The organism is Consotaella salsifontis, assembly GCF_900167365.1.
Classification (GTDB): domain Bacteria; phylum Pseudomonadota; class Alphaproteobacteria; order Rhizobiales; family Rhizobiaceae; genus Consotaella; species Consotaella salsifontis.
This window is the reverse complement of sequence record NZ_FUXL01000003.1, coordinates 368,414-395,199: the sequence shown is the minus strand read 5'-3', so window position 1 is coordinate 395,199 and position 26,786 is coordinate 368,414. Positions and strand designations below refer to the sequence as shown.

The 26,786-nt window shown below is 64.2% G+C and carries 24 protein-coding genes; 7 read left to right on the top strand and 17 right to left on the bottom strand.

Annotated elements, in window-relative coordinates:
• Positions 1–27 precede the first annotated feature (27 nt).
• From B5D38_RS06030 to B5D38_RS06010, 5 genes are all read right to left on the bottom strand, one after another.
• Positions 28–1,974, bottom strand: coding sequence for an MlaD family protein (locus B5D38_RS06030; RefSeq protein WP_078707473.1), 1,947 nt, complete (start codon positions 1,972–1,974; stop codon positions 28–30).
• Positions 1,975–2,814, bottom strand: coding sequence for an ABC transporter ATP-binding protein (locus B5D38_RS06025; protein ID WP_078707471.1), 840 nt, complete (start codon positions 2,812–2,814; stop codon positions 1,975–1,977).
• The gene (locus tag B5D38_RS06020; RefSeq protein WP_078707470.1) at positions 2,795–4,000 is read right to left on the bottom strand and encodes an MlaE family ABC transporter permease; all 1,206 of its coding nucleotides are present in this window, start codon (positions 3,998–4,000) and stop codon (positions 2,795–2,797) included. The genes B5D38_RS06025 and B5D38_RS06020 overlap by 20 nt, the downstream gene beginning before the upstream one ends.
• 361 nt (positions 4,001–4,361) lie before the next feature.
• Entirely contained in the window at positions 4,362–5,402 is a 1,041-nt protein-coding gene (locus B5D38_RS06015; RefSeq protein ID WP_207552896.1) for a glycosyltransferase family 4 protein, read from the bottom strand.
• Positions 5,403–5,415: 13 nt separating this feature from the next.
• Positions 5,416–6,258 (bottom strand): UDP-2,3-diacylglucosamine diphosphatase, encoded by an 843-nt coding sequence (locus B5D38_RS06010; protein ID WP_078707469.1) that lies wholly within the window; start codon positions 6,256–6,258, stop codon positions 5,416–5,418.
• A 256-nt stretch (positions 6,259–6,514) separates the two neighbouring features.
• Here B5D38_RS06010 and B5D38_RS06005 point away from each other — a divergent pair, with 256 nt between their 5' ends.
• The gene (locus B5D38_RS06005) at positions 6,515–8,815 is read left to right on the top strand and encodes an NADP-dependent malic enzyme (RefSeq protein ID WP_078707468.1); all 2,301 of its coding nucleotides are present in this window, start codon (positions 6,515–6,517) and stop codon (positions 8,813–8,815) included.
• A 52-nt stretch (positions 8,816–8,867) separates the two neighbouring features.
• Here B5D38_RS06005 and gltX read toward each other — a convergent pair whose 3' ends face one another.
• Positions 8,868–10,238, bottom strand: coding sequence for a glutamate--tRNA ligase (gene gltX / locus B5D38_RS06000; protein WP_078707466.1), 1,371 nt, complete (start codon positions 10,236–10,238; stop codon positions 8,868–8,870).
• 52 nt (positions 10,239–10,290) lie between these two features.
• Entirely contained in the window at positions 10,291–10,590 is a 300-nt protein-coding gene (locus tag B5D38_RS05995; protein ID WP_078707463.1) for a hypothetical protein, read from the bottom strand.
• A 367-nt stretch (positions 10,591–10,957) separates the two neighbouring features.
• Between B5D38_RS05995 and B5D38_RS05990 the strand changes: the two genes are divergently transcribed.
• Positions 10,958–11,629: a DedA family protein gene (locus B5D38_RS05990; RefSeq protein WP_078707462.1), complete on the top strand. Its 672-nt coding sequence runs from the start codon at positions 10,958–10,960 to the stop codon at positions 11,627–11,629.
• Between the two features lie 17 nt (positions 11,630–11,646).
• Here B5D38_RS05990 and B5D38_RS05985 read toward each other — a convergent pair whose 3' ends face one another.
• The 3 genes from B5D38_RS05985 to B5D38_RS22715 all read right to left on the bottom strand — a co-directional run bounded on the left by B5D38_RS05985 (position 11,647) and on the right by B5D38_RS22715 (position 14,385).
• Complete coding sequence (locus B5D38_RS05985) at positions 11,647–12,447, bottom strand: dioxygenase family protein (RefSeq protein ID WP_078707461.1); 801 nt, start codon at positions 12,445–12,447, stop codon at positions 11,647–11,649.
• A 127-nt stretch (positions 12,448–12,574) separates the two neighbouring features.
• Complete coding sequence (locus B5D38_RS05980) at positions 12,575–13,954, bottom strand: class II 3-deoxy-7-phosphoheptulonate synthase (RefSeq protein ID WP_078707460.1); 1,380 nt, start codon at positions 13,952–13,954, stop codon at positions 12,575–12,577.
• 302 nt (positions 13,955–14,256) lie between these two features.
• Positions 14,257–14,385: a hypothetical protein gene (locus tag B5D38_RS22715; protein WP_280949367.1), complete on the bottom strand. Its 129-nt coding sequence runs from the start codon at positions 14,383–14,385 to the stop codon at positions 14,257–14,259.
• A 374-nt stretch (positions 14,386–14,759) separates the two neighbouring features.
• On the opposite strand from B5D38_RS22715, the gene nikA reads away from it, so the two are divergent.
• From nikA to nikE, 5 genes are read left to right on the top strand one after another with little or no spacing between them, the layout of a single operon-like run.
• Positions 14,760–16,325 (top strand): nickel ABC transporter substrate-binding protein, encoded by a 1,566-nt coding sequence (nikA, locus tag B5D38_RS05975; protein WP_425349315.1) that lies wholly within the window; start codon positions 14,760–14,762, stop codon positions 16,323–16,325.
• A gap of 5 nt (positions 16,326–16,330) precedes the next feature.
• A complete protein-coding gene (nikB, locus tag B5D38_RS05970; protein ID WP_078707458.1) occupies positions 16,331–17,275 on the top strand; it encodes a nickel ABC transporter permease subunit NikB in 945 nt (314 codons plus the stop codon).
• Positions 17,272–18,135: a nickel ABC transporter permease subunit NikC gene (gene nikC / locus B5D38_RS05965; protein WP_078707457.1), complete on the top strand. Its 864-nt coding sequence runs from the start codon at positions 17,272–17,274 to the stop codon at positions 18,133–18,135. Before nikB ends, nikC begins: the two co-directional genes overlap by 4 nt.
• Positions 18,135–18,911, top strand: a complete 777-nt coding sequence (gene nikD / locus B5D38_RS05960) for a nickel import ATP-binding protein NikD (protein WP_078707456.1) — start codon at positions 18,135–18,137, stop codon at positions 18,909–18,911. Before nikC ends, nikD begins: the two co-directional genes overlap by 1 nt.
• Positions 18,911–19,759 carry a nickel import ATP-binding protein NikE gene (nikE, locus tag B5D38_RS05955; protein ID WP_078707455.1) on the top strand — a complete coding sequence of 283 codons (849 nt, stop codon included), beginning with the start codon at positions 18,911–18,913 and terminating at the stop codon, positions 19,757–19,759. Before nikD ends, nikE begins: the two co-directional genes overlap by 1 nt.
• 37 nt (positions 19,760–19,796) lie before the next feature.
• On the opposite strand, the gene B5D38_RS05950 is transcribed toward nikE, so the two are convergent.
• The 7 genes from B5D38_RS05950 to B5D38_RS05920 all read right to left on the bottom strand — a co-directional run bounded on the left by B5D38_RS05950 (position 19,797) and on the right by B5D38_RS05920 (position 26,759).
• Complete coding sequence (locus B5D38_RS05950; protein WP_078707553.1) at positions 19,797–20,357, bottom strand: sugar transferase; 561 nt, start codon at positions 20,355–20,357, stop codon at positions 19,797–19,799.
• Between the two features lie 58 nt (positions 20,358–20,415).
• Complete coding sequence (locus B5D38_RS05945; protein WP_078707453.1) at positions 20,416–21,486, bottom strand: NAD-dependent epimerase/dehydratase family protein; 1,071 nt, start codon at positions 21,484–21,486, stop codon at positions 20,416–20,418.
• Positions 21,487–21,682: 196 nt separating this feature from the next.
• The gene (locus B5D38_RS05940; protein ID WP_131829871.1) at positions 21,683–22,975 is read right to left on the bottom strand and encodes an amidohydrolase family protein; all 1,293 of its coding nucleotides are present in this window, start codon (positions 22,973–22,975) and stop codon (positions 21,683–21,685) included.
• Between the two features lie 20 nt (positions 22,976–22,995).
• Positions 22,996–23,718: a GntR family transcriptional regulator gene (locus B5D38_RS05935; protein WP_078707450.1), complete on the bottom strand. Its 723-nt coding sequence runs from the start codon at positions 23,716–23,718 to the stop codon at positions 22,996–22,998.
• A gap of 23 nt (positions 23,719–23,741) precedes the next feature.
• The gene (frlD, locus tag B5D38_RS05930; protein WP_078707449.1) at positions 23,742–24,530 is read right to left on the bottom strand and encodes a fructoselysine 6-kinase; all 789 of its coding nucleotides are present in this window, start codon (positions 24,528–24,530) and stop codon (positions 23,742–23,744) included.
• Between the two features lie 83 nt (positions 24,531–24,613).
• Positions 24,614–25,342 carry a GntR family transcriptional regulator gene (locus B5D38_RS05925; RefSeq protein WP_078707448.1) on the bottom strand — a complete coding sequence of 243 codons (729 nt, stop codon included), beginning with the start codon at positions 25,340–25,342 and terminating at the stop codon, positions 24,614–24,616.
• A gap of 31 nt (positions 25,343–25,373) precedes the next feature.
• A complete protein-coding gene (locus tag B5D38_RS05920) occupies positions 25,374–26,759 on the bottom strand; it encodes an amino acid permease (protein WP_078707447.1) in 1,386 nt (461 codons plus the stop codon).
• Positions 26,760–26,786 lie beyond the last annotated feature (27 nt).

The window sequence follows — 26,786 nt, the reverse complement described above, 5'->3', positions numbered from 1 at the left end:
TGGCCATTGGTTCGAGCGCCCCTTTTGTCATCGCCGGGTGCGCCCGTCATACTGCTTCACCTGATCGCCGCCATTGAGGATGCGGCTGGGATTCTGTGAGAGCCCGGTGATCGCGTCCTCGATCCGCCCGACGGACCGCGTCACCTCGCGCGCCATGCCTTGCACCTCTCGCAGCCCCGAGCCTGTGAAGGTCTGGAGATTGCCCGCGATCGGCGCGATCTGCGCCTTCAGGGAGAGCGCGGTCTCGCGAATGGCCGCCAGGGTCGAGCGCACGTCGCCGCTCAGGCCCTCGCCCTCCCCGCCGGACAACAGCCCGTCGAGCGAGGCGAGCAGGCCGTCCAGCCGGTTCGAGGCATTGTCGATCTTGGCGCTGATGCTCTTCACATTGGTGATGATCGTGTCGATATCCTCGCGATGGCTACCGATGGTGTCGGCAACTCCCGCGATGGAATCGGCGGCGTTCTTGACGTTCTCGGTCGCCGAGGAGACATTCTCCACCGCCTTGTTCACCGTGTCGGGGTCGACCGCCGCGAGGAGATCGTCCACCCGCAGCCGGGTACCGTTGAAGCCGGTAAGCGTGGTGTCGAAGGTGCGCACGGCGACGTTGACGCCATCGACGATCTCGCCGATCTCCGCCGACTTGGCGTTGAGATTGGCGGCGATGCCGGACACGTCGTCCACCGTGGCCGCGACCTTGTTCTCGTCGATGGCCGCGATGACCCTGTTGGCCGATTCCAGCGCGTCGTTGAGCCGCGTGCTTGCCTGATCGACATTGGCGGCGATGGGGCCGAGCCGATCGATGAAGGCGTCTATTGCCTCTCGCTTGGCGGCAACCGCTCCCGAAATCTGGTCGAGATTGCGCGTCGTGTTGATGGCGGCGCTGATCGCCGCGTCGATATCGTCCTTGCGCGCCCGCACCCCGGCGGTCACGTCCGAAATGTCCGTTGCGGCCTTGGAGATGCTGTCGACTGTCCCTGAAATCTTCTCCGAATCGACCGATGCGAGCAGGCGGTTGGCCGATTCCAACGCCGTATCGGCGCGACTCGCGACGCTCTTCGCCGAGTCGGCAAACGGACCGAGGTCGGCCAGCAGTTTGTTGACGCCGTCGAGATTGCCGGCGATCGAATTGGCGACCTGGCCCAGCGTGTCCGCGACACGGGAGGCGTTCTGGACGACCCCGGCGATGTTGTTCGACTGCTCGCGCAGTGTCTTCATGGTGGCGGCGACGTCGGCGACGGTTGAATGGACGGCGGCGGGGTCCACGGCGGAAAGAACGCCCTGCGCCGAATCTATCAAGGGCGGAAGCTTTTCCGCCACCCCGTTCGCCGTTTGAGCAAGGTTGCCCACGCTCGCCAGGAATTCGTCCACCTGATCGGCGTTGTTGGCGAGGCTCGCTGTGAACTTCTTCACGTTTTCGGAAGTGTCGGCGACGTTGGCGAGGGTCACTCGAACAGAGGGACCCGCGTCGTCCACGATCTTCTCGAACTGACTGAGAATGTTATCGGCGCGCTCGGCGATGTCGCGAGCCGTCGCCAGAATATCGGTCACGTCGGACGGATTGGCCCGGATGATCGGCAGCGCCCCCTGTTGGCGCGCCTCGGTGATGATGTTCTGCTCGGAGACGTCGCCGCCCTTGAGCTCGATGAAGGCGATGCCGGTCAGCCCCTGAAAGCCGATCGTCGCCTGGGTAGAGCGCGTGATCGGGATGGACGAGTCGACCATGGTGGTGGCGATGACGACTCTGGGATTGTTGCCGTCGATGCGAAGCTGGCGCACGTCACCGACGCGCAAGCCGTTGAACAGCACCTGGCTGCCCTGCGCGAGCCCCGTTACGGAACCTTCGATCCGCACGAGCAGAGGCACCTGCTTGCCGCTCTCCGAATAGGTGGCCGACCAGTAGACGAACCCGAATCCCACGGCGAGCACCACGAGGGTGAAGATGCCGACCAGAATGTAGTTGGCTCTCGTTTCCATCTAGTGGCTCTCCTCGTAGGGTGCCCCGGCGGTGTCGTCCGTCACGATGGCGCGCGCCCGCTTGCCGTGGAAATAGGAACGCACCCAGGGGTCGTCGGAGTCGAGCATCATCTGGAGCGGCCCCTCGATGAGAACCTTCTTGCGCCCGAGCACCGCGATCCTGTCGCATGCTTGATAAAGGCTGTCGAGGTCGTGCGTGACCATGTAGACGGTCAGTCCCAGCGTCTCGCGCAATGTGCGGATCAGCTCGTCGAACTCCGCCGCGCCGATGGGATCGAGCCCCGAGGTTGGTTCGTCCAGAAAGACGATATCCGGGTCCAATGCCAAAGCACGCGCGAGCGCGGCGCGCTTGATCATGCCGCCCGACAGTTCGGAAGGGTATTTGTCCGCTGCGTCGGGCTGAAGCCCCACCAGCTCGATCTTGAGGCGCGCGAGGTCGCGCATCAGGCGCGGCGAAAGGTCGAGATATTCGCGCATCGGCACCTGGATGTTCTCCAGCACCGTCAGCGAGGAGAACAGTGCGCCATGCTGGAACAGGACGCCCCAGCGCTGTTCCACGGCGAGCCGTTCCTCGTCATGGGCGTTTTCATAGTCGATGCCGAAGATCTCTATGGTTCCCGCCTGCTTGCGGTTGAGGCCGAGGATCGTGCGCAGGAGAACGGACTTGCCGGTGCCCGACGCGCCGACAAAGCCCAGAATCTCGCCGCGACGGACGTCCAGGTCGAGTTCCTCGAGCACAGTGCGCCCGTCGAAGGCGACCGTTACGCCTTTCGCGCGGATCACGACGTCCTGGTCTGGCGCCTGCCGCGCCGTGCTGTCCTCAGTATCCGATGGCTGCATAGAAAATCGCAAAAATGCCATCCACCAGGATGACGAGAAAGATGGATTTGACGACGGACGAGGTCACGTGAAGGCCGAGACTTTCGGCGCTTCCGCCCACCTTCAGGCCTTCCGCCGAGGCGACGAGGCCGATGATGATCGCCATGAAGGGCGCCTTGATCAATCCGGCGAGAACCGTCGAGGCGTCGATCGCCTCCCGCAGGCGCTGAAGGAAGGCGTCGGGAGGAATATTGGAATAGACCCAGGTGATACCCATGGCACCAAGCAGGCTCATGAGATCGGAGATGATGGTCAGAAGAGGCAGCACCAGGGTCAGGGCGACGAGCCGTGGAAACACCAGGACGCCGATCGGGTTGAGGCCGATCACCTGAAGGGCGTCGACTTCCTCGCGCATTTTCATCGAGCCGATCTCGGCCGTGATGGCGCTGCCCGAGCGGCCCGCGATCATGATGGCCGTCAGGATCACGCCGATTTCCCGTAGCGAGAGGATGCCGACGAGGTCGACGACGAAGATTTCGGCGCCGAAATAGCGCAGCTGGAAGGCGCCCTGCTGGGCGATGATGCCGCCGATGAGAAAGCTCATCAGCGAGATGATCGGGACGGCCCGCAGCCCCATCCGGTCCATCTGGCTGACGATCGCCGCAGGTCTCAGCTTGGCCTTGCCCGTCATCCGGCGCCCAGCGCCATAGAGCGAGGCGCCGACGATGTTGAGCCAGAGCATCAGTTCATGGAAGACGGAGAACACACCCGCGCCGATCGCGGCCAGACCGTCAGCGACGGAAAAGCGGTGCCGGAGCTTGGCGGGAGGCTCCTTCTGGTCAAGCGCCCGGCGAACGGCATCGAAAAGCGGGGCATGATCGCCGAACCCTTCGGTTTCCACCGTGGCTCCCTTGGCGGAGATGGCGCGCGACAGATTTTCAATCAAAAGAGCCCCGGCCGTATCGCAGCGGCCGAGCTCGGCGCCATCGATCACCACGGCGCCGCCAAGATCCGTCTCCTCGGTCTCGCCGACCACCTTCTCGACGGAGCCGACGGTGCGCGCCAGCCAATCGCCGGAAAGTCGGAGGGCGATCTTGTGGCCCTGGCGATCGGCGGTGAGCTCCGGCGGCACGATGCGGCGGTCGCCGGTGAGAGAAAGAATGTCCTGTGCCGAGGCATGGCCCGCGGTGGCATCCGTCGGGCTCATGATGGCACCCAACCTTCGGTGCCTGAACACCCGCCCGGCTGATCGCCGAGCATGGGCTGCCCCATAAGCCCCTTCTCAGCCGATGAAACGGCGGAGACGAAGAGCGACAGGCCTATGGATAGAAGATTTGCCAACGCGGCCTTCTCTCTCGACGCAAATTACAGCGGACGCCTCGCCCGGCATCGCGGACGGACGTCACTTGGCGCCGAACCTTAGCGAGACAACCGCCGCCTGTCATGAAAGCGAGCGGTCAGCTTGAACCGGTTAACTCATTTTTAACAAGGAGTAGTCGCGCCGCAACACTTCTCGCGACCCGTGCGGGATTGGACCCAAGCGGCGAGGCAAGAGCGGAAGCAAGAGATCATGAAAGGGAGGCGGCCTCCGATGCCACACCGGGCAACCTCGCCTCGACAGTGGACAGGAAGACGTCGGCGCATGCCTTCCAGGAAAAATCATCGGCCCGACGAAGCGCTGCCGCCCTGTCCACGGACAAAGCGGCGGCGCACGCCTCAGTGAGATCATCCGAAAGACACCCCGCCGCCCCCTCGCCGACCACGTCGAGAGGTCCCGGCTCGCGATAGGCGGCGATAGGCAGTCCGCAGGCCAGCGCCTCGATGAGGACGATGCCGAAGGTATCGGTCTTGGATGGAAAGACGAAGACGTCGGCCCCGCAATAGACCCGGCCCAGCTCTTCGCCGGTCTTGGCGCCAAGGAAGTGTGCATCCGGATATCGTTGCCGCAAGGCAGCGGCAGAAGGCCCGTCACCGACGACGACCTTCGAGCCCGGCAGATCGAGATCGAGAAAGGCGCCGATGTTCTTCTCCGGCGCTAGACGCGAGACAGTCAGGAAGATCGGTCGTGGCAGGCCGAGGTCGATCCCGTCACGTGGGTGGAAAACGGCGCGGTCAAAGCCGCGCGGCCACGTCACCAGTCGGTTGAACCCCTTGTTCTCCAAGAGCGTGACCATTCCGCTCGACGGAACCAGGCAGGCGGCGGCCGGCCGGTGGAACCAGCGCAGATAGGCATAGGTCGCGCTTTCCGGGATTGGCGCCCGCCGTCGCAGATATTCGGGAAAGCGCGTGTGAAAGCTGGTGGTGAAGGCCCGCCCGCTCTTCAGCGCCGCGCGCCGGGCGGCGAGGCCGATCGGACCTTCGGTGGCAATATGCACGACATGCGGATCGAACCGCGCCATCCTCTCCGCAATCCTCGCCGGGCGCGCGAGAGCGAGGCGAATCTCGGGGTAGCTGGGGCAAGGAACCGTGGCGAAATCGGACGGCGTGACCATCTCGACCTCGGCGCCACGGTTCTGCAACTCGTTGGAGAGATTGGAAAGCGTCCGAACGACGCCGTTGATCTGGGGAAACCACGCGTCGGTGGCAATCAGGATTCGCAACGATGACATGAAGGGCGAGAACTCAGGCGGCTTCGGCGGCGCGTGCGCGGTGATTGGTTTCCAGTGACGCGCCAACCGCCTTCAGTGGCATAGCGATCGGCCCCATGACCTCGGTCCAGCGGATGAGCTCGAAGGCTCCGTCGTGACGTTCGGCGACGGCCGTGCAACTTTCCACCCAATCGCCTGTGTTGATGTAGACGATCCCGGCCCGTTCGCCGATCAGGGCGTGGTGGATATGGCCGCAGATCACCCCGTCGCAATCCTGGCGATGGGCTTCCTCGGCCAGGGCCTCCTCGAAGGCCCCGATGAAGTTCACGGCATTCTTGACCTTCAGCTTGGCCCAGGCGGAAAACGACCAATAGGGGAAACCCAGGCGCCGGCGCACGGTGTTGAAGAGCGAGTTGAGAATGATCGCCGCGTCGTAGGCCCAGTCGCCGAGATAGGCGAGCACACGGGCGTTGCGCACCACGACATCGAATTCATCGCCGTGCATGATCAGGAAGCGGCGGCCGTCGGCGGTGACATGGGTGGCGTTCATCTTCACTTCGATGCCGCCGAAGTGCTCGCCCGGAAAATCGCGGAGGAACTCGTCGTGGTTGCCCGGGATGTAGACGACGCGGCAGCCCTTGCGGGCCTTGCGCAGGATCTTCTGGACTACGTCGTTGTGGGGCTGGGGAAAGTGCCAGGATCGGCGAAGCCGCCAGCCGTCTATGATGTCGCCGACGAGATACATCGTCTCGGCGTCGTGCCGCCGCAGGAAGTCCACCAGCAACTCGGCCTGCGCGGCCTTGGAGCCGAGATGAACGTCGGAAATGAAAAGCGTTCGGAAGTGCCGTATCCCGGTCGGCTCGGTCGCCTCAGCCATCTTGCGATCCTCGTGCCTTGTCCGAGGCCTAAGTGCATGATTCTCGTATCAGCCGTGTGACGGCGGGCGAAGGAGCAGGACGCACAAGGACATTCGGCATTCAATCGATTTTCAAATCGATTGAATTGAGCAGGCTCTGTTTCTCGTGTCGATGCGCTGCAGTATGAGGAGCGCCACGGCCCCCTTCGCGGGGCCACTTGGCGTGCCCTGCGAGGCCATCCGGCGCCGCGCGAGCGCGATGGGGGAAGAAAAATCCATGACGAAATCGGAAATCAAGCCTTCCTCGGCGGGAAGCGATCTCAACGAGCAGGCTCTTTTCTATCACCGCTATCCGGTGCCGGGAAAACTGAACATCAGGCCGTCAAAGCCCGTGGGCAACCAGCGCGACCTCGCGCTCGCCTATTCGCCGGGCGTCGCCGCGCCTTGTCTTGCGATCGCCGAGGATCCGGCGACAGCCGCCGAATACACGAGCCGCGCCAACCTCGTCGCCGTCATCTCCAACGGCACCGCGGTCCTGGGGCTCGGCGATATCGGGCCGCTCGCTTCGAAGCCCGTCATGGAAGGCAAGGCCGTTCTCTTCAAGAAGTTCGCGAACATCGACGTCTTCGACATCGAGATCAATGCGCCGGACGTCGAGACCATGGTCGAGGTGATCTCGTCGCTGGAGCCGACATTCGGCGGCATCAATCTGGAGGATATCAAGGCGCCGGAGTGCTTCGAGGTCGAAAAGCGCCTGGTGGAGAAGATGGGCATTCCGGTCTTCCATGACGACCAGCATGGCACGGCCATTATCGTCGCGGCCGCCGTGCGCAACGCTCTGATGCTCGCGGACAAGAAGATCGAGGATGTGAAGATCGTCGCCTCCGGCGCCGGCGCCTCGGCGATCGCCTGCCTCAACCTGCTCGTTTCGCTCGGAGCCCGCCTGGAGAACATCACCTGCTGCGACAGCAAGGGTGTGATCTATGCCGGCCGCGAGGAGAACCTTCACTATTCAAAGGCTGTCTATGCGCGAGAGACGAGCCTGCGCACGCTTCCTGAGGCCATGGAAGGCGCCGACATCTTCCTCGGCCTCTCCCGCGCCGGGCTGGTCAAGCCGGAGATGGTCGCCAAGATGGCCCCGCGGCCGCTGATTCTCGCCCTCGCCAACCCGACACCGGAAATCATGCCGGATGAGGCGCGCGCCGTGCGCCCGGACGCCATGATCTGCACGGGCCGGTCCGACTTCCCGAACCAGGTCAACAACGTCCTCTGCTTCCCCTTCATGTTCCGCGGCGCCCTCGACTGCGGCGCCACTGCGATCAACGAGGAGATGAAGAAGGCGGCGGTGGACGCCATCGCCGCGCTCGCCCGCGAGGAGGTCTCCGAAAGCGCCGCGCGCGCCTATGGATCGGAAACTCCGGTCTTCGGGCCGACCTACCTGATCCCCTCGCCCTTCGACACTCGGCTGATCCTGAAGATCGCGCCGGCGGTGGCCAAGGCGGCAGCGGATTCCGGCGTCGCCTCTCGCCCGATCACCGATTTCGACGCCTATCTCGAGCGCCTCGGCCGCTTCGTCTTCCGCTCGGGGCTGATGATGAAGCCGATCTTCCAGATCGCCAACAACTCCGGCAAGCGCGTCATCTTCTCCGATGGTGAGGACGAGCGCGTGATGCGCGCCGCCCAGACCATTCTCGAGGAAAGCATTGGACATCCGATCCTCATCGGCCGCCCGCCGGTGATCGCCTCACGCCTGGAGCGCTTCGGCCTCAAGATCCGTCCCGGCCAGGACTTCGAGATCATCAACCCCGAGGATGATCCGCGCTACGGCGCCTATGTCGATTTCTACCTCGACAAGGTCGGCCGCAAGGGCGTCACCCCGGATCAGGCGCGCACGGTTCTTCGCACCAACCGCACGGTAATTGGCGCCGTTGCTCTGGCGCGCGGCGACGCGGACGCACTGCTCTGCGGGCTTGAGGGTGGCTTCGCGGCCCATGCGCGCGACATCATCCAGATCATCGGCGCCAAGGAAGGGACGCGCAAATTCGCGGCCCTCAGCGCCCTGATTACGCAGCAGACGACCAAGTTCTTCCTCGACACCTATTTCCAGCGCTATCCCGACGCCGAGGATCTCGCTGAAATGACGGTCCTGGCCGCCCGACAGATCCGCCGCTTCGGCCTTGAGCCCAAGGCGGCCCTCTTGTCGCATTCGAACTTCGGCAGCGACGACCTGGAGGACACGCGCAAGCTCAGGGACGCCCTCGCCCTCATTCGCGAGCGCGACCCCGGTCTGGAAATCGATGGCGAGATGCACGGCAACGCGGCCTTGTCCGAGCAGATCCGCAAGCGCCTGCTGCCCGGAACGACGCTTTCCGGCGAAGCCAATCTGCTGGTCTTCCCAAGCCTCGACGCGGCCAACATCACCATGACGACCGTCCAGGCCATCACCGAGGCGCTTCATGTGGGGCCGATGTTACTCGGCGCGGCTCAGCCGGCGCACATCCTTTCGCCGTCGGTGACGGGACGCGGCATCGTCAACATGGCGACCATCGCCATCGCCGAAGCGGTGGAAGCAAAATAACACGGCAAAGCGCGGGCGGGTGAAACGCCGCCGGCCCGCGCCTCGTCCTCGATCAGGGGCGGCGGGCCAGCGCCCGCTCCCGGCCGATCAGCGGCAGAAGCTCTTTCAGCTCCGGACCATGGTCGAGCCCCGTCAGCGCTCGGCGCAGCGGCATGAAAAGCGCGCGCCCCTTGCGCCCAGTCGCGGCCTTGACCCCGCTCGTCCAGACGCTCCACGTCTCACCGTCCCACGGCTCCTCGGGAAGAAGCTCGAACGCCTCTCGGACGAAGGTGAGATCGTCATCCGCAAATTCGGCCGGCGCGATACCCCCATAGACGACATCCGCCCAAAGCGCGGCATCCGCCACCTTCGCGCAATTCGCCCGGATCGCCTGCCAGAACGCCTCCGCCTCGCCAGAGGGAATCGGAAGCTCCGCTAGGCGTGGAGCCACCGCCCCATAGTCCATGCGGTGGACGATATCGCGATTAAGACGGTCGAGCTCTGCGGGATCGAACTTCGAAAGCGCGCCCGAAACGGCGGAAAGGTCGGCGCGCTCGCCGAGCGCGTCGAGATCGGGCGCCGCCTCGATGGAGCCGGAAAGGCCCACTTCGACCGCGAGCGAGGCAACCGCCATGGCCTCGTAGCCCTCATCGCGCAGCGTCCTCAGCGACAGGGCGCCGGTGCGCTTCGAAAGGCCCTCGCCGCTGATCGTGGTGAGAAGATTGTGGTGGCCGAAGACCGGCACCGCCAGCCCCAGCGCCTGAAAGATCGCGATCTGCACGCCCGTGTTGGTCACGTGGTCGTCGCCCCGGATGACGTGCGTCACGCCAAGGTCGCCATCGTCGACGATCGAGGGCAGCGTGTAGAGATAGCTGCCCTCCTCGCGCACCAGGATCGGGTCCGAGAGCGAGGAAAGATCGACGCTCTGCTCGCCGCGCACGAGGTCGTTCCAGCTCATCTCCGTTCGACGCGGCGAGAACGGATCATCGGCGAAGTTCGGCAGCAGGAAACGCCAATGGGGCCGGCGTCCTTCGGCCTCCAGCCTGCGCCTGTCGTCTTCCGTCAGCTTCAGCGCCTCGCGGCCATAGATCGGCGGCAGCCCCCGCACCCGCCGCAAACGGCGGCGGCGCTCCAGCTCCTCGGCACTTTCATAGCAGGGATAGAGCACGCCGGCCGCCTTCAGCCGCTCTGCGGCGGCATCATAGAGCGCGATCCGGCGCGATTGATGTTCGACGCGGTCGGGCTGGATGCCGATCCAGGCAAGGTCCTCGACGATCGCCTCGGAATATTCGCTCCTGGAGCGCTCGCGGTCGGTATCGTCGAAGCGAAGAATGAACCGGCCATTGCTCCGCTGGGCGAAAAGCCAGTTGAACAGCGCGGTGCGCAGGTTGCCGATATGGAGATAGCCGGTGGGCGACGGCGCGAAACGAACGGTGACGGTCATGAAGCTTCACTAGATCATGGGGCGGCGCTCTGGCAATCGACTCGCTTGCCCTTCACAGCGAGAACCGAACGGGTTGCCCCGTGAGAAACAGCCAGAGGAACAGGCTGAGCCCCGCAGCCAGGAAGAGACCGGCCATGACGAGTTGACGCACCGCCATCGTGCGTTCCGGTTCGAGATCGGCGCCGAAGCTCCCCTTGCGCAAGAACCGGCGATAGTCCCCCTCGCGAACCCCGTTTTCTCGCGCCTGCCACCGATCAAGCCGGCGAACCAGAAGCAGAAAGCGCAGAAGGAAGAGCCCTGCGAGAACAAAGGCGAGAGTCGCCAACGCATCCGGCTTCGGCAGGTCCATCATTCAAAAAGCCCCTCTGCGCGTCGGTGGGAGCGGCGGATCGCGGAGCGTCTTCCGGATTCGTGCCGCATTCGCCTGTCATGGAGGAGGTGGAGCTCAATTGTCTGGACGAGTAAAGCGGCGCTGACACGATTGCAACGCGCGGCGCCTGCCCCCATATCGCGTTCGTACCGGCCAAGGCTTGAGTTTCGAGCGCGCGGAGCCACCCTGGTTGCCTTTGCGCCAGACCTTGCGGAAACAAGAGCCGATATCGGACGCGAGGAGTTTACCGTTGTTGCTGTACCGTCTTTGCAAGTTCGGCAAAGGCGAGTATCGCCATCTTCATCACAGTTCGGCCCGGTCGGCCGGAAAATGACCGCGCGGAGAAAGCGTGTATCAGATCCTCGCTCTCATCAGTCAGTTTGGGCCGCTCATCGTCTTTGCGGGCACGTTCGTCGAGGGTGAGGTTTTCGCCATCATCGGCGGCTTTCTTGCCTATCGCAATGTCTACCCCTTCGAGCTGATGGCCGCCCTCGCCTTCATCGGCTCGTTTCTCGGCGATCTCGCGGTGTTCCTCTTCGCCCGATTCTTCTCCGGTCATCGCTGGGTTCGGCGCTGGAAGGCGCGGCGAAAGTTCGCCAAGGCGCTACGCCTGGTCGAGCGCTATCAAGCCTATTTCGTCATCGTGAACCGTTACATCTACGGCCTGCGCGTTCCGGGACTGATCGCCCTTGGCATGTCGCGGATCACGGTCGTTCGCTTCCTGCTCTTGAACTTCGTCGGCGCGGCGATCTGGGCCGGCCTCTTCACCACGATCGGCTACGTCTTCGGCTACTCGATCGGTTCCGTCTTCGCCCATCTCGAAATTTTGGAACGCGGCGTCGGCATCACGCTCGGCGTCATCGCCGTCGCCCTGACCCTGTGGTTCGCATGGCGTCAGTGGGGGCCGGCTCTGATCAAGCGTTCGCGCTTCCCCGAGGGCCACAGCGACGGCCGCCCGCGGTTGCGGTTCATTCCCGTCATGCGCCGCGGCAAGGAGCCGAGCCCGTTCTCTGACGACTGAGCGATGACCAAAGAACGTCACGAGTCTCCAAAAGCATAGGCGTCCATCGCGAGCGCCCCGAAGTCGTGGCTGGAATGAAGGCGCCTCACACGGCCGCCGTCCCCCGCCGCGCCCAACGCCACGAACAGCGGCATCAAGTGCTCGTCGCTCGGATGGTTCTCCACCGCGAAAGGCGCCCTCGTCCGATAATCGACGAGTGCCTCGGTATCGCCGGCCTCGATCTTCTCGCGCATCCAATCAGCGAACTCGACCACCCAGTGCGGCGCCTCGGCGTCGCGCCGGCCGCCACTCATGGCCGTGAAGGCAGCCCGCAGATTGTGTGTGAAGGAGCCCGAGCCAATCACCAACACGTCTTCGGAGGGCAGCGCCGATAGCGCCTGACCGAGTTTCAGATGATGCGCAGGCCCCGCCATGGGGTCGACGGACAGCTGAACGACGGGAATGTCCGCTTCAGGGTAGGCCAGGATGAGTGGCACCCAGGTGCCGTGGTCATAGCCGCGCTGGCGCACCGCCGCCGCGTCGAAGCCGACACCGCGCAGTCGCCGCGCCAGATCCTCCGCAAGCTCCGGATCGCCGGGCGCCGGATAGCGCATGTCATAAAGCCGCGGATCGAAGCCGCCAAAGTCGTGAATGGTGTCCGGCTTCGCGTCGGCGCTCAAAAGGACGCGGTCCGATTCGAAGTGCGCCGAGGCGACGACAATCGCCTTTGGTCGTGGCAGGCTAACTGCGAGGTCCCGCAGAAAGCGCGTCGCCGCCGTCTCTGCGATCGCCACATCGGGCGAACCGTGAGAGAGGAAGAGTGTTGGCAAGCGGTTCATGGCTATCTCCTTCGACCAGAAAGATAGCCGGCACGCGCATTGCCGATTAGCCGCTCAACGAGCGAACGGAGCGTTCATCGCCCGTTGCCGTCCACCGCCGGTAACGCGCCGGCGGACGGCGGGAGTATCAGAAGTTCGCCGCCTTCTGCGTTGCCGGCAGCATGCGGTGGCTCTTTATCAGCTCGGCCACCAGGAAGGCGAGCTCCAGCGCCTGATTGGCGTTGAGCCGCGGATCGCAGTGGGTGTGGTAGCGGTCCGAAAGATCCTCGGCCGACAGCGCATGGGCGCCACCGGTGCATTCGGTCACGTCCTTGCCGGTCATCTCGATATGGAGGCCGCCGGCATGGGTGCCCTCGGCGCGGTGAACGTCGAAGAAGCTCCGCACCTCGGAGAGGATGCGGTCGAACGGCCGGGTCTTGTAGTGGTTGAGGGTGATCGTGTTGCCGTGCATCGGATCGCACGACCACACCACCCGCCGCCCTTCGCGCTCCACCGCCCGGATGAGCTTCGGCAGGTGCGACTCCACCTTCTCATGCCCAAACCGGGCGATGAGCGTCAACCGCCCGGCCTCGTTGGCGGGATTGAGAACATCGATCAGGCGCAGAAGGTCGTCCGGCGCAAGGCTCGGGCCGCACTTGATGCCGAGCGGATTCTTGACGCCCCGGCAGTACTCGACGTGGGCGTGGTCGAGCTGCCGCGTCCGATCGCCGATCCAGATCATGTGGCCCGAGGTCGCGTACCAATCGCCCGAGGTCGAATCGACGCGCGTCAGCGCCTCCTCGTAGCCGAGAAGCAAGGCTTCATGGCTGGTGAAGAAATCCGTCTCGCGCAGCGCCGTATGCGCCTCGGAGGTGATCCCGATGGCCTTCATGAAGCTCATCGTCTCCGAGATGCGGTCGGCGAGCGCCCGGTAGCGCGCCGCCTGCGGGCTGTCGGACAGGAAGCCGAGCATCCAGCTGTGGACGTTTTCCAGGTTGGCATAACCGCCCTGGGCGAAGGCGCGCAGAAGATTGAGCGTCGCCGCCGACTGGCGGTAGGCCATCTCCTGCCGCTCGGGATTGGGCAGGCGCGAGGGCTCGTCGAAGTCGATGCCGTTGATGATGTCGCCACGATAGGAGGGCAGCGTCACGCCATCGCGGGTCTCCGAGCCCGACGAACGCGGCTTGGCGAACTGGCCGGCGATGCGCCCGACCTTCACCACCGGCGAGGCGGCGGCAAAGGTCAGCACCACCGCCATCTGCAGGAACGCACGAAAGAAATCGCGAATATTGTCGGCGCCATGCTCGGCAAAGGATTCGGCGCAGTCGCCGCCCTGAAGCAGGAAGGCACGTCCTTCGGAAACGGCCGCGAGCGACTGCTTGAGCTTTCTCGCCTCGCCGGCGAAGACCAGCGGCGGATAGCTTTTCAAGCGCTTCTCGACGCTCTCCAGCACTTGGAAGTCCGGGTAATCGGGAACCTGCTGGATCGGCTTCCCTCGCCAACTGGTGGGGGCCCACTCCGTTGCCATCGTCTTTCTCCCATCGCGCCTGCATCGGCCGTCACTGCAGTTCTTGCGCGGCTGACACCCGTTCTCGCGGAGCAGCCCTGCATGATCGGCTTATAAGATGTTGATGGGAAATATGGAACAGTCTTGAGGCGCCGAGACGCGCTCCGAGGGCCTCAGAGCCCGCATCCACAAGAATTGCGCACCGAACCGCCCGCGCGGCGGCTCAGACAAATCTCTCACATAAAAAAGACCCCGCCGAAGCGGGGCCTCTTATGTGACTTACATCCACTCGTACTCGGATGGCTGCACCAGGCGCAACCCGGTCAATTGGCAGGGCGCGCAGACACGGAACCGTCCGGGCGCTGCGCCCCAACCGTCATGGCAGCCAGCGCCGCCTTGGTCAGAATGGCACGGAGCTCAGGAGACAGTCTCGGCACGTTCATGCTCTGCATCATCAACCTCCTTAACGAATGATTTATGCCTTCTAAATGTACGAAGGCCCGGAAGGTTGCAAGGAAGTTTCTACTTTAGAAGGACAATACGATTAACGACACAACTGCGGATTCACCGGAATCACCGAAGATTCATGCAGTTAAGAACTTCCATACTAATAAGCCTGCATCTGACGCATCGGACCCATGCGGCTTATGCAACATTCGAGAAGTGAACCTCGAAATGTGTAAGGCGTCTTCGTCGAGAACGCCGCGCGCGACAAATCGGCCATCAGCATAGGCTCCACGTCCAGTTGACCACATGCCAAGTATGAGGAATCTATCGGTTCATCATACTGTATGAGTCGTACCGGGAGCCCTCCTTGCTCAGGCCAATCCTCGCAGGCGCGCTGATCGCGCTGTCTATCGCTGCCCCACTTCCCGGCGTCGCATCGGCCGGCGAGCGGCTGAACTTTTCCTGGCCGGTCAATGTCGGGTCGCTCAACCCACACCTCTATTCTCCGAACCAGATGTTCGCGCAGAACATGGTCTATGAGCCGTTGGTGCATTATCGTCCTGACGGAACGATCGAGCCCTGGCTGGCCGAATCCTGGGAGGCCTCCCGGGACGGCCGTATCTATACCTTCAAGCTGCGCGAGGATGTGACCTTCTCCAACGGAGAGGTGTTCGATGCGGCCGTCGCCAAGGCCAATTTTGACGCGGTGCTCGCCAATCGGCAGCGCCACGCCTGGCTGGAACTCGCCAACCAGATCGTCTCGGCGGAAGTGGTTGCCCCTTTCCGCCTGCGCCTGACGCTCAAGGATTCCTATTATCCGCTTCTCCAGGAACTGGCACTGCCCCGCCCCTTCCGCTTCGTCGCGCCCTCTCAGTTCAAGAACGGCGGGACAAAAGAAGGCATCGCCGCGCCGATCGGTACGGGCCCGTGGGAACTGGCGGAGACGAAGCTCGGCGAAGAGGACGTCTTTGTTCGCAACGACACCTATTGGGGCAAGAAGCCGGTCTATCACGAGATCGACGTCAAGGTCATTCCCGATCCCAACACACGGGCAATCGCGTTCGAGACAGGTGAGATCGACCTGATCTACGGCACGGACGGGCCGATCTCTCCCGACACCTTCGACCGATTCCGCCAGACAGGAAACTATACGGCCGCCCTTTCCGGGCCGCTTGAGACGAAATCGCTCGCGCTCAACACCAACCGCGGGCCAACATGCGATCTTGCCGTGCGCCAGGCGATCAACCATGCCGTCGACAAGGACGCGATGATCGCGACCGTCCTCTATGGGACGCAGCTTCGCGCCGACACGCTGTTCGCGCCCAACGTTCCCTATGCCGATCTCGGCCTCAAGCCCTACGATTTCGATCCGGCCGAGGCAAAACGCCTTCTGGAAGAGGATGGCTGGCACACCGCCAGCGACGGCGATATCCGAACCAAGGATGGCCAGCCGCTATCCATCGAGCTCTGCTTCGTCGGCACCGATGCCGTCAGCAAGTCCATGGCGGAGATCATCCAGGCGGATCTGCGCGCCGTCGGTATCGATGTGAGGCTGCTCGGCGAGGAGGAAAGCAGCGTCTTCGCGCGCCAGCACGACGGCCGCTTCGGCATGATCTTCAACCGCACTTGGGGCGCACCCTACGATCCGCACGCCTTCGTCAGCTCGATGCGCGTGCCATCGCATGCGGATTATCAGGCCCAACTCGGGCTGGCCGACAAGGCCGAGATCGACGCCGAGATCGGCAAGGTTCTGGTTTCGACGGACGAGACGGAGCGGCAGGAACTCTACCGGGACATCCTGACCCGGCTGCATGAGGAGGCGGTCTATCTGCCGCTGACCTATGTAACGGCGATTGCCGTCGCCAAGCCGGAAGTCGGCGAGGTTCCTTTCGGCGCCATGTCGAGTGAGATCCCCTTCGATCGGCTCCAGCTCCAGGCCCGATAAATCAGATGGCCTCCTTCATTCTGAAGCGGATTCTCCTGCTCGTGCCGATGCTGCTGGGCGCCTCGCTCGTCATCTTCCTGATGCTGCGGCTCGGCCCCAGCAATCCGGCGATGGACTATCTGCGCCTGTCGCGCGTGCCGCCAACGCCGCAAGCCCTGGAACACACGCGGGAGATGCTGGGCCTCGATCGGCCACTGGCGGTGCAGTATTTCGACTGGCTGGGCAAGGCGGGGCGCCTCGACTTCGGCACCTCCTATGCGCTCCAGCGCCCGGTTCTGCCCGATCTCCTGCATTTCCTGCCGGCGACCCTGCAGCTTGCCGGCGCCGCGCTGGCTCTGACCTTCGCTCTCTCGGTGCCGCTCGGCATGCTGGCGGCGCGCTGCCGCGAACGCTGGCCGGATCAGGCGGTTCGCTTTCTCGCCTTTCTCGGCGTGTCGATGCCGAACTTCTGGCTCGGCTTCCTCCTGGTGCTGCTCTTCTCGGTCCACCTCGGCTGGCTACCCGCCATGGGGCGAGGCGGCCTCGCCCATATCGTCATGCCGGCCGTCGCCATTGCCTTCATGTCGCTCGCCATCAACGCCCGCCTCCTGCGCGCCAGCATGTTGGAGGTCGCCGGCCAACAGCACGTTCGCTACGCGCGACTGCGCGGCCTGTCCGAACGCCACGTCGAGCGCTCGCATGTTCTGCGCAATGCCTGGCTGCCCATCATCACGGCCATGGGCATGCATGTCGGCGAGATGCTGGGCGGAACGCTGATCATCGAGAGCATCTTCGGCTGGCCGGGAGTTGGGCGCTATGCCATCTCCGCCATCATGAACCGCGACTACCCCGTCATCCAATGCTTTACCCTGGTGATGGTGGCGGTCTTCCTGCTGTGCAACCTCGCGGTGGATATCCTCTATGCCCTCGTCGATCCGCGCATCCGCCTCTCCGCGGAGGGGCAGCAATGACTGAAGCAGTCTTGCATTCCCCGTCGCGGCATCGCCGTCTTGCGGGACAGATCAGCCTCAGGCTCGCGACCTTCGTCGTAGCGCTTCTGATCGTGGCGGTCATCGCCGGGCCCTGGATTGCGCCCTATGATCCCAACCTCGTTGAGCTGAGCGAGCGGCTTAAATCGCCGAGCCTCGCGCATTGGCTTGGCACCGACCATCTCGGGCGCGACATCCTCTCGCGCCTCATCGTCGGCACGCGCGTCTCGCTCGGCTCGGTGGCCATCACCCTCGCCGTGATCCTTGTCCTCGGCATCACGATCGGCGGGGCATCAGGCTTCATCGGCGGACGCATCGACCAGATCATCATGCGCGTCGCCGACATCTTCCTTACCTTCCCGACGCTCGTGCTCGCCCTCTTCATGATCGGCATGCTGGGCACGGGACTCGTCAACGTCATCGTTGCCATCGCCCTCTCCCACTGGGCCTGGTACGCCCGCATAGTGCGCGGCATCGTCCTGTCGCTACGCCATCGCGAGTTCCTGCTGGCGGCGCGCCTCGCCGGCGCCAGTCGGATGCGCGCCTTCGTGGAGCATCTGTTGCCGGCAACCCTCTCCCAGCTCGTCGTGCTGGCCACGCTCGATATCGGCCACATGATGCTGCATGTCTCCGGCCTCTCCTTCCTGGGCCTCGGCGTCACGGCACCCACACCCGAGTGGGGAGTCATGATCAGCGATGCGCGGCAGTTCGTCTGGAACCAGCCGATGCTGATTTTCTGGCCGGGCCTCGCCCTCTTCGTCAGCGTCATGGCGTTCAACATCCTGGGCGACGCGCTGCGCGATCGTCTCGACCCTCACCTGCGGGCGGAGCACGTCCATTGATGCCGACGTTTCTCACCATCGAGGCCATGACGGTCGCCGCCGCCGGCGCGCCTCGTCCGCTGGTCGAGAACCTTTCGCTGACCATCGAGCGCGGCCGGGTCCTGGCTCTGGTGGGCGCCAGCGGCTCGGGCAAATCCATGACCTGCCTTGCGAGCCTCGGCGTCCTTCCTCCCGGCGTCTTCCAGACAGGCGGAGAGGTGCGGATCGACGGCAGGTCGCATACGTGGCAAGAGCTTCGCGGGCGCCATGTCGCGGCGATCATGCAGAACCCGCGCGGCGCCTTCAATCCAGTGCGCACCATGCGCGATCATGCCGTCGAGACGCTGAAGGCATTGGGCCGTTTCGATAGCGACGCCGACGATAGGATCGCGTCCGCACTGATCGAAGTCGGCCTTAAAGAAGTCAAGCAAGTCCTTCCCCTCCACGCCTTCGAGATGAGCGGCGGCATGCTTCAGCGCATGATGATCGCGCTCGCGCTCCTCAGCGACGCGCCGTTCCTCTTCGCCGACGAGCCGACGACCGACCTTGATCTTGTCGTGCAGATGCGCATCCTCGATCTTCTGGAACGGCTGGTGGCGGAACGCGGCCTCGGCGTGCTCCTCGTCACCCACGACATGGGCGTCGTCGCCAGGCTTGCGGACGACGTCGCCCTGATCGACCACGGCCGACTGGTGGAAGAAGGGCCGGTCGAAGCGATGTTCGCCTCGCCCCGCCATCCGGTCACGCGCCTTCTCGTGAACGCGCATCTTTCCCTCTACGGAATGGAACTCGCCTGATGTCGCTGCTTCAAGCCGAGGCGCTGACGCGGCGCTATCGCACCCATTCGCTCGTCGGCGCCGGTGTCGCGCGCACGGCCCTGGAGGATGTTTCGCTGTCGATCGCCGAGGGCGAGACGGTCGCCCTGCTCGGGCGCAGCGGCTGCGGCAAGAGCACGCTCGCTCGTCTTCTCGCCGGTCTGGAAAAACCGGACGCCGGCAAGGTGAGTTATCGCGGCACGCCGCTGTCCATGCTGGATCGTCCGGCGCGACGGGCCTTCCGCCGCGATATCCAGATGGTCTTCCAGGATTCACCGAGCGCGGTGAACCCGCGCTTCACGGTGAGCGCCATCATCGGCGAACCGTTGCGCCATCTGACGGAGCTGGATGCGGCGGAGCGCGAAGCCCGCGTCAGCGAATTGTTGGAGATGGTTGAATTGCCCGCCTCTATCGCGACGCGGTTGCCCTCGCAGATCAGCGGCGGCCAGCTTCAGCGCGTCTGCATTGCTCGCGCCTTGGCGGCGGGACCCAAGCTCATTATTCTGGATGAAGCCGTCTCCAATCTCGACATCCACCTCCAGACGGCGGCCCTTGATCTGCTTTCGCAGCTACAGCGAAGCGAGGCCATCGCCTATCTCTTCGTGACCCATGACCTGAGGTTGGTGGAGCGCTTCGCCGCCCGCGCCCTGGTGATGGACGAAGGCCGCATCGTCGAGGAGGCCGGAGCCGACGGCCTTGCCGGCTTGAAACATCCGGCTTCCCTGCTTCTCAGGCAGGCAGTGCTGCCCGCCTTGCCACGGCGCATGGCGGAGCACGCAAAAGTTCAGCCCGCTTCGACCAACAAGGCCGACGCTCTTGATCCAGTTTGACGAGGATGGCGTCGAGTTCTCGGCAATGGCGGCCGCGTCAACGGGATGCGTTGAGCCTGTCGCCGCGTCCGGCCCCGAATACTGTGAGCGCCATCAGGCGCAGATCGTTCGTCAATGACATGTTGTCGAGATAGGTCGCATCCAGTGCCGCGAGCCGAGCCGGATTGGACATATCCACACCCTTGACCTGCGAGACGCCGGTGATGCCCGGGCGGATTGCATCGAGCCCATAGGCACGGCGGGCCTCGATCAGTTCGGTCTGCGAGGGCAGACAAGGACGGGGCCCGACAAAGCTCATTTCGCCAAGGAGGATGTTCCACAGTTGCGGCAGCTCATCGAGCTTCGTGCGCCGAAGCACCCGGCCGACAGACGTAACACCCGATGATCCAACCTCGTGGCTGGGAGCGTTCAGGGTGTCCGTCCGCATCGTGCGTAGTTTGAGGCATACGAACGGCCTGCCTTCGCGCCCCACCCGCACCTGCCGGAATATGGCGGGCCCCGCCGTGGTCGAACGTATCACCGCTGCCAGTACGAGGACGATCGGCAAAGCGAAGGGTAGCAGCAGCAATGCCAGCACCAAGTCGAAAGTCCGCTTCATCAAAACTCCCAAACCCGGCTATTAGCCGAGCGCTGACTGGGTTCATTGGCAATTGGGTTCAGGAGCCTGGCGCGAAATGTTGGCGCCCGGCCTTGATTTGGTAGTCCCTGCCGGCCATCCGGATCGCCTCTGCGAGCGAAAGGGTCGGCGTAAATCCGAATGTCGAATAGAATCGGGAGGGATCGATCCTGAGAGATCCGGTCAGACCCGCGACCTGCCTGCTGCGTCCCGTCAGTTTGCCCATGAGCTCGAAGGCGGCAGGCGGGCAGAAGAAAATGCGCTGTGGCAGATCCATGCCGACGCGCAGAAGCCTGATGACTTCAGCAAGAGACAGCGGCGCCGGATCGGCAATGGCGTATTCTCCCGACGCCTCGGCCGGCCAAGCGCGGCCGCAGAGGAGCACGATAGCCTCGGCCAATGTCTGCACGCTGATGAAACTGCGCTCGTTGCGGACAGATGCAAAAGGCAGCGGCCACCCCGTCGCGGCGAGCTTCATCAAGCTGCGCCAGTTGCCTTTCGCCTCCGATCCTATGACTAAAGGCGGCCGAAGAGAGATTGCGAATGCTCCCCGGTGAGCAAGGCCTTCGACGCACTTTTCGGCCTCTCGCTTGGTTTGGCCGTAGAGGTCCAGGGGCTCTTCATCCAAGGCGTCATCGACGACACCCCCCGAGCTGTTACCGACAATTGCCCTAACGCTGCTCATGTTGACGAAGGAGCCGACCTCAAGCGTCGTGGCCAACTTCACAAGCTGCCGGGTGAGCAGAATGTTCGCGCTCTCGAGTGCCTTTCGCGGCTCCGGCTCCCCTCTAGGAACAGCCGCCAACCCGGCGAGATGAACGATCTGGTCTACCCCCTCGAAGAGCGAGACATCCAGCTCATCGAAACCGTCCGGGATCGTCTGGACGGTCGCGGTCTTCTGGAAATTCGCGGGGACGAGAGAATTGGAACCAACCGCGAGAACGATCTCGCGACCCTGCTCCAGCAAGGCGGCCACCACATGCCGGCCAATGAAGCCGGTTCCGCCTGTGACGAGGATCCGGCCGCCTCGTTTCTCATTTCGCGCCACGCAGACTTCCAATGATCGAGCTCCGACCGAGAAGCGCCAAGCGTATAGACGACTCTCGACCATCCTGCCAATCCGGGGCAGGAGCGCGCGCCGGACCGATCGTCGCCTTTTTTCTTGCGGCAGCCATTGCGACGACTGCAGGCGCGGTCTTCGCCCGCAGGCGATGGTCCGTCTCGCCCCGAGCCGCGTTCGGCAGATGCCTTCAACTCATCGAGCGGCTTTCGTCATGGCACGGCCTGCCAGCCCCGCATCGGTCTGATCAGCGTCGGTACACGATCCGTCCTTCGGCCACCGTTAGGACCACTTCGATGGCCGCGAGCGCCTCTGGCCTCGCCGTAAGCACGTTGGAGTCCAACACCGCAATGTCAGCCCGAAGCCCTGTGACGAGCGCGCCTGTCTCCTGTTCTGTGCCAAGATCCCAGGAGCCGCCGGCGGTCCACGCTCGCAAAAGCTCATCGGGGGCCAGGGTTCGGCCGTCGACGAGTGCCGCCCCTCCGTCGGCGAAACGTCCCCAGCAGGCGTGGTCCACGGAGGCGGGGATATCCGGGATCAGCAAGGGCAGGTCGGTTGCGCAAGCCAGAACGACGCCCGCCTCAGCCATCGCGCGCCGCTGCCAAAACCGGTTGCGCCTCTCCGGGCCAACCTTGGTGTCCAGCAGCTCGGCAGCCTGCTCGTGTGTCCGGCGCGACGTGATCTGCGGATAGACCTCGGCGACCGCGCCGAGCCGCCCCATACGAGCCAGGTCGACAGGGTCGGTCATCTCGAGATCCGTCAGGGCGTGCCGCAGTAGCAACCGCCCCGACTCGTCACGGCGGCAACGCTCCAGTAGGTCAAGCGAGCGGCGAACCGCACGGTCGCCCTGCGCATGGAGCGCAACTCGGAATCCCGCGTCGTCCGCAGCCAGAACGGCCTTCTCGATAGCCGGCCAATCGACGACTGGACCAGCCACGCCATCGACGTAGGGCTCCAGCAGCTCCGCCTCATGATCACTGAGCGAGCCGTCGGTCATGATGTTGAAGCCGCTGAACCGCACCTTCGGACCGGTCAGCAACGCATCGAGACGCCGGCCCGTGTCGAGGTCGAGAGGTGCATCGACCGGCTGGGACATCACATGCACATTCAGGCTCAGCGCACCGTCGGATTGAAGCGAAGCCAGCAGCTCCGGAATGCCTCTCTCCGCGTCGAAGGTCATCTCCTTCACCGTGGTGACGCCGCGGCTGTGCAGCAGCCGCTGGTAGGCGGCGAACCCGTCCCGCACCCCTGCAGGATTAGCCAACAGGGAAGGGTCGTCGATCGTTTTACCTTCCCGCTCGGCGAGCCATCCGACGAAAAACGTATGCACGTCGATGAATCCGGGAGCCACCAGGTGCCCGGTGAGGTCAAGCACCTCGGCAGCGGAAGCAAGGAGCCTGGAGTCCGGGGCTCCAGGGCTAACGGCAGCGAGCCGGCCGTCGGCGACGGCGACATGACCATCGATGAGGCCGGAGGGCGTGAAGATCAGATTGGAGCGCAGCAGAAGATCGATTGTCGGCAAAGTCATGGCGAAACCCAATGTCTCCCCCAGCCAGGGGGTCAGCGGCGAAAGTGGATGACGAAGTTCGCGCGGTCGCTGCGGGTGTACGTGCGGGTGAACTCGACGACCCGGTCGTCGGCGTCCCGGCTTGTGCACTGAAAGAGCAGGACCGCGGTATCGGCGGTAATGCCGAGGGTGCGCGCATCCTTCTGGTCGAGGCGCGTCAGCTCGACCGTCTGCCACGCCTGCGATAGCGTGACGCCGTAGAAGCTGAACAGCTCGTAGAGCGAGAAGACCTGGAGATCCAAGGCATCCAAGTCCGGCAGGAGGTTTGCCGGGAACAATATCTCCTCAAGAGAGAATGGCTCGCCACCGGCAAGGCATAGGCGCTTGATCAGCACCAGATCATCGTCCTCGGCGATCCCGAACGTGGCCGCATGCTTGGGACCGGCCGAACGCAACGCCTTGGTCAACACCTTGACGGACGGTCGAGCATGCCGCTCGGTCATCGTCCGAGTGAATCCGTCGAGCGTCTCGAGCTCGCGGGCGACGGCCTCGCCAACCACGAAGAAGCCCCGGCCGACCACCGGCTTCAGCACACCCTCGCCCACCAGCGGCTCAAGAGCCTTGAGGACAGTGAGGCGATTCACGCCCCGCTCGGCCGCGAGCTCATTAAGCGAGGGGATCGTAGATCCGGGCTGGAACGCCCCCTCCTCGATCTGCCGGCGCAGCCAGCGACGCAGCTCCAGATACCGGGGCAATGCGGGGCCGTCAGTTCCCAATTCCGTCCTCCCCGAACACCCGGTCACCAAGCCCCGTCGAGCAAGAGGGTGCGCGTCGCCGAACGGGTGCCGGCCTTCATGCAGTCCGCAATTGAAGCCCCAGTGACCATAGCCCAGCAGAAAGCTCCAATATAGCTGTCTCCGGCACCCATGGTGTCGACCACTCGAGTTGGCTCGGCGGGACAGGTGATCATCCTGCCTTCCGTCCAGGCGGCCGAGCCATACTCCCCGAGCGTCGCGACGACCAGCCGAGGCCCCCGGGCAGCGAGTGAGCGAAGCTGATCCCGAAGCGCGTCGTCCGGCGCGCGGTCGGCAGAGAAGAAGGCGACGTCGACCGAGGGGAGTGCAACGTCGACGATCGCGTGACCCGGTTCGGTGGCGCAGTCAAACGCAATGGGAACATTGAGCGCGCGGACAGCCGCCAGGTCATGCTCGACATGCCCCCACAAGCCCGCAGTCAGCAGGTCGTGCTGAGCGACGAATGCAAGGTCGCTGTCGGTAAGCCGAAAGTCGGCCTGCACCCCGTCGTCATACTCGCCCAGCACCCTTTCCCCGTTGTCGAGAGAGACCTGGGTGACAGCTGTCTTGCCCGGCGCGATACGCACGTGGCTGATGTCGACGCCTTCGTTGCGCAGAGCATCGAGCAGCAGCCGGCCGTGGTGATCGTCGCCGACGACGCCGACATAGGCCGCCTGGCCCCCGCAACGAACCACGTTCACTGCGACGTTGACGGCATTGCCGCCCGGACGGGCGGCGTCGAGCGCCGCGTAGTAGTCAATGCAGTTGTCGCCAACTGCGACGATACTGGTCATGAAGGGCTCCTAGGAAGCAATATCACCGTGCGGCCAGGGCCGGGCGGCACGAGGTTTGAGGGTTGGAAACTCGGACGCCAGGCTCAGACACGAGCGACATCCAGAGTGCTGGCGAACGCCACCAGGTCGGCGCGGACCCGCGACGTAAAGAACTCGACAGGCGCGCCGTTGGCATCGTCGGCAACACCCGTCAGGCGGAACACCGCCTCTCCAACCGGGAGTTCGAGCAATTCGGCGTCCGCCTGGTCGGCTGCACTGGCCTCCAGGCGCTGATATCCGCAGTCCACGTCGATGCCGTAGCTCTCGGACATCATGTCGTAGAGGGAACGATCCGCGCTCACCTGCTCGTCGAGGGCGGGAAAGCGAAGGACGCCGAGATAGGAGTCCTCCACCGCGGCCGGCTGGCCGTCGATAAAGCGTCGCCGGCGCAGATGCCACACCCGTTCGCCCGGATCGAGATCGAGACGATCCGCGAGCTGCATGTGGGCGTCCACGGCAGTGCAATGTAGCACCTCAGTGCGCACGGTTCGGCCCGCATCGCTGACCACCTGTGTAAAGGGGCGCAGGTCGCGGAGGTTACGCAGCACCCGGGGCGTGGCGACAAAGGTTCCTGCCCCGTGACGCTGACTGAGCACCTGTTCCTCGGACAGCGTGCGGATCGCCGCACGCAAGGCCCCCCGGCTGACGCCCCACCGTTCAGCGAGCTCTCGCTCGGCGGGCAGGCGATCGCCGGGGCGCAGCCCCTCGCGCCGGATGTACGCCTGCAGCAACTCCTGTACCGCTTGGGCGGGTCGTACTGTGAGTCGCTGCATGGTTCTATCCTCCGGTCGCGCTTGTGAACGCTCAGCCTTCCGCGCGGGCGTCCGCCGTGGCAGGCCCACGCACCATATCGGCGTTGTGACGCGACCAATAGTAGTAGGCTGGCAGGCCGGTCGCGATGGCGACGACCGCGGCGACCAAGCTCGGCACCGGTGCCCAGAAGAACGTCGACACGATCAGGGTCCCGGTCATAAACATGGCGATCGCAGCCATGAGATAGCCGAAGGGCATGCGCCAGCTCGGCTGGTAGCCGGGCACCTTGCGGCGCAGAACGAAGATCGTTCCGAAGGTGAGGAAGTTCTTAACCAAAGCCACGAGCGTGAAATAGCCAAGCAGAGCCGTCAGATCGGAGGCAAAGATCAGCACGATGGCGACGGCACACTGCATGATGATCGAGACGTGCGGCGTGTGCCAGCGCGGATGCACCTTGGCGAACGAGCGGAAGAACAGACCGTCCTTCGCCATAGCGTATTCGATGCGAGGCTGGAACATGATGCAGCTGGACAGCGATCCGATGATGACGATGATGGCCATGACCGCTGTGACAGCGCCGGCGGCGTTGCCGATAAACGGAATCTTCGCGGCAGCGTCCGCCACGGGGGCAGCGCTGGTCCCCAGCGCATCGATCGGCAGCAGTCCGCCCGCCACCGTGGAAAGCAGCACGTATAGAGCCATCACAACGATAACCGAGATGATCAGCGCCCGCGGCATGGTCCGCTGCGGATCCTTGATCTCGCCGGTCATATAGCAGACCGACGCCATGCCGTCGTAAGACCACGTGGTGGCAGACACACCCGCAAGCAGGGCCATGATCCCGATCGGCGCGCCGACCGCCGCTTCGGCGAACAGGTAATCGCCCTTCATGAAGAACATCCCGACACCGATCAGCAGCACGAAAGGAATGATCTTGAAGGCGGTGATGATCGTTTGGAAATGCCCGCCACCCTCGACCGAGCGCAGATGCACCACCATAAAAACGAGGACGAAAGCGGTGGCGACGAAGGCACCGACGAGCGGCGTCATTCCGACGAAGTAGCCAATGTAGTTGACGATCGCGAGGGCCATGATCGAGATTGAGGGCGGGTCGGTCGCCCAGAAGCTGATCCAGCCGGTTAGGAAGGCCAGCGGTCGAGATCCAGCCTCGCGAAAGTAGATATACTGGCCTCCGTCCTCGGGGTAGGCGGTGGCGAGCTCCGCATAGCAGAGATTGGCCGGGATCTGCATAATCCCCCCGATCACGAACGCCAAGATAACGAACGTGGCGGTGCCCGCGGCACCGGCGACTGCGCCGAGCGAGGAGAAAATCCCGGAGCCGATCGTGGTGCCGACCGAGATCGCCACCGCGGCCGGGAGTCCGAGGCGTCGGGCGAGGTGCCCGGTATGTCCGTCATGCGCTGCGCTGCTTGTCATGGACGTGCTCCTTGTCATGGACGAGCC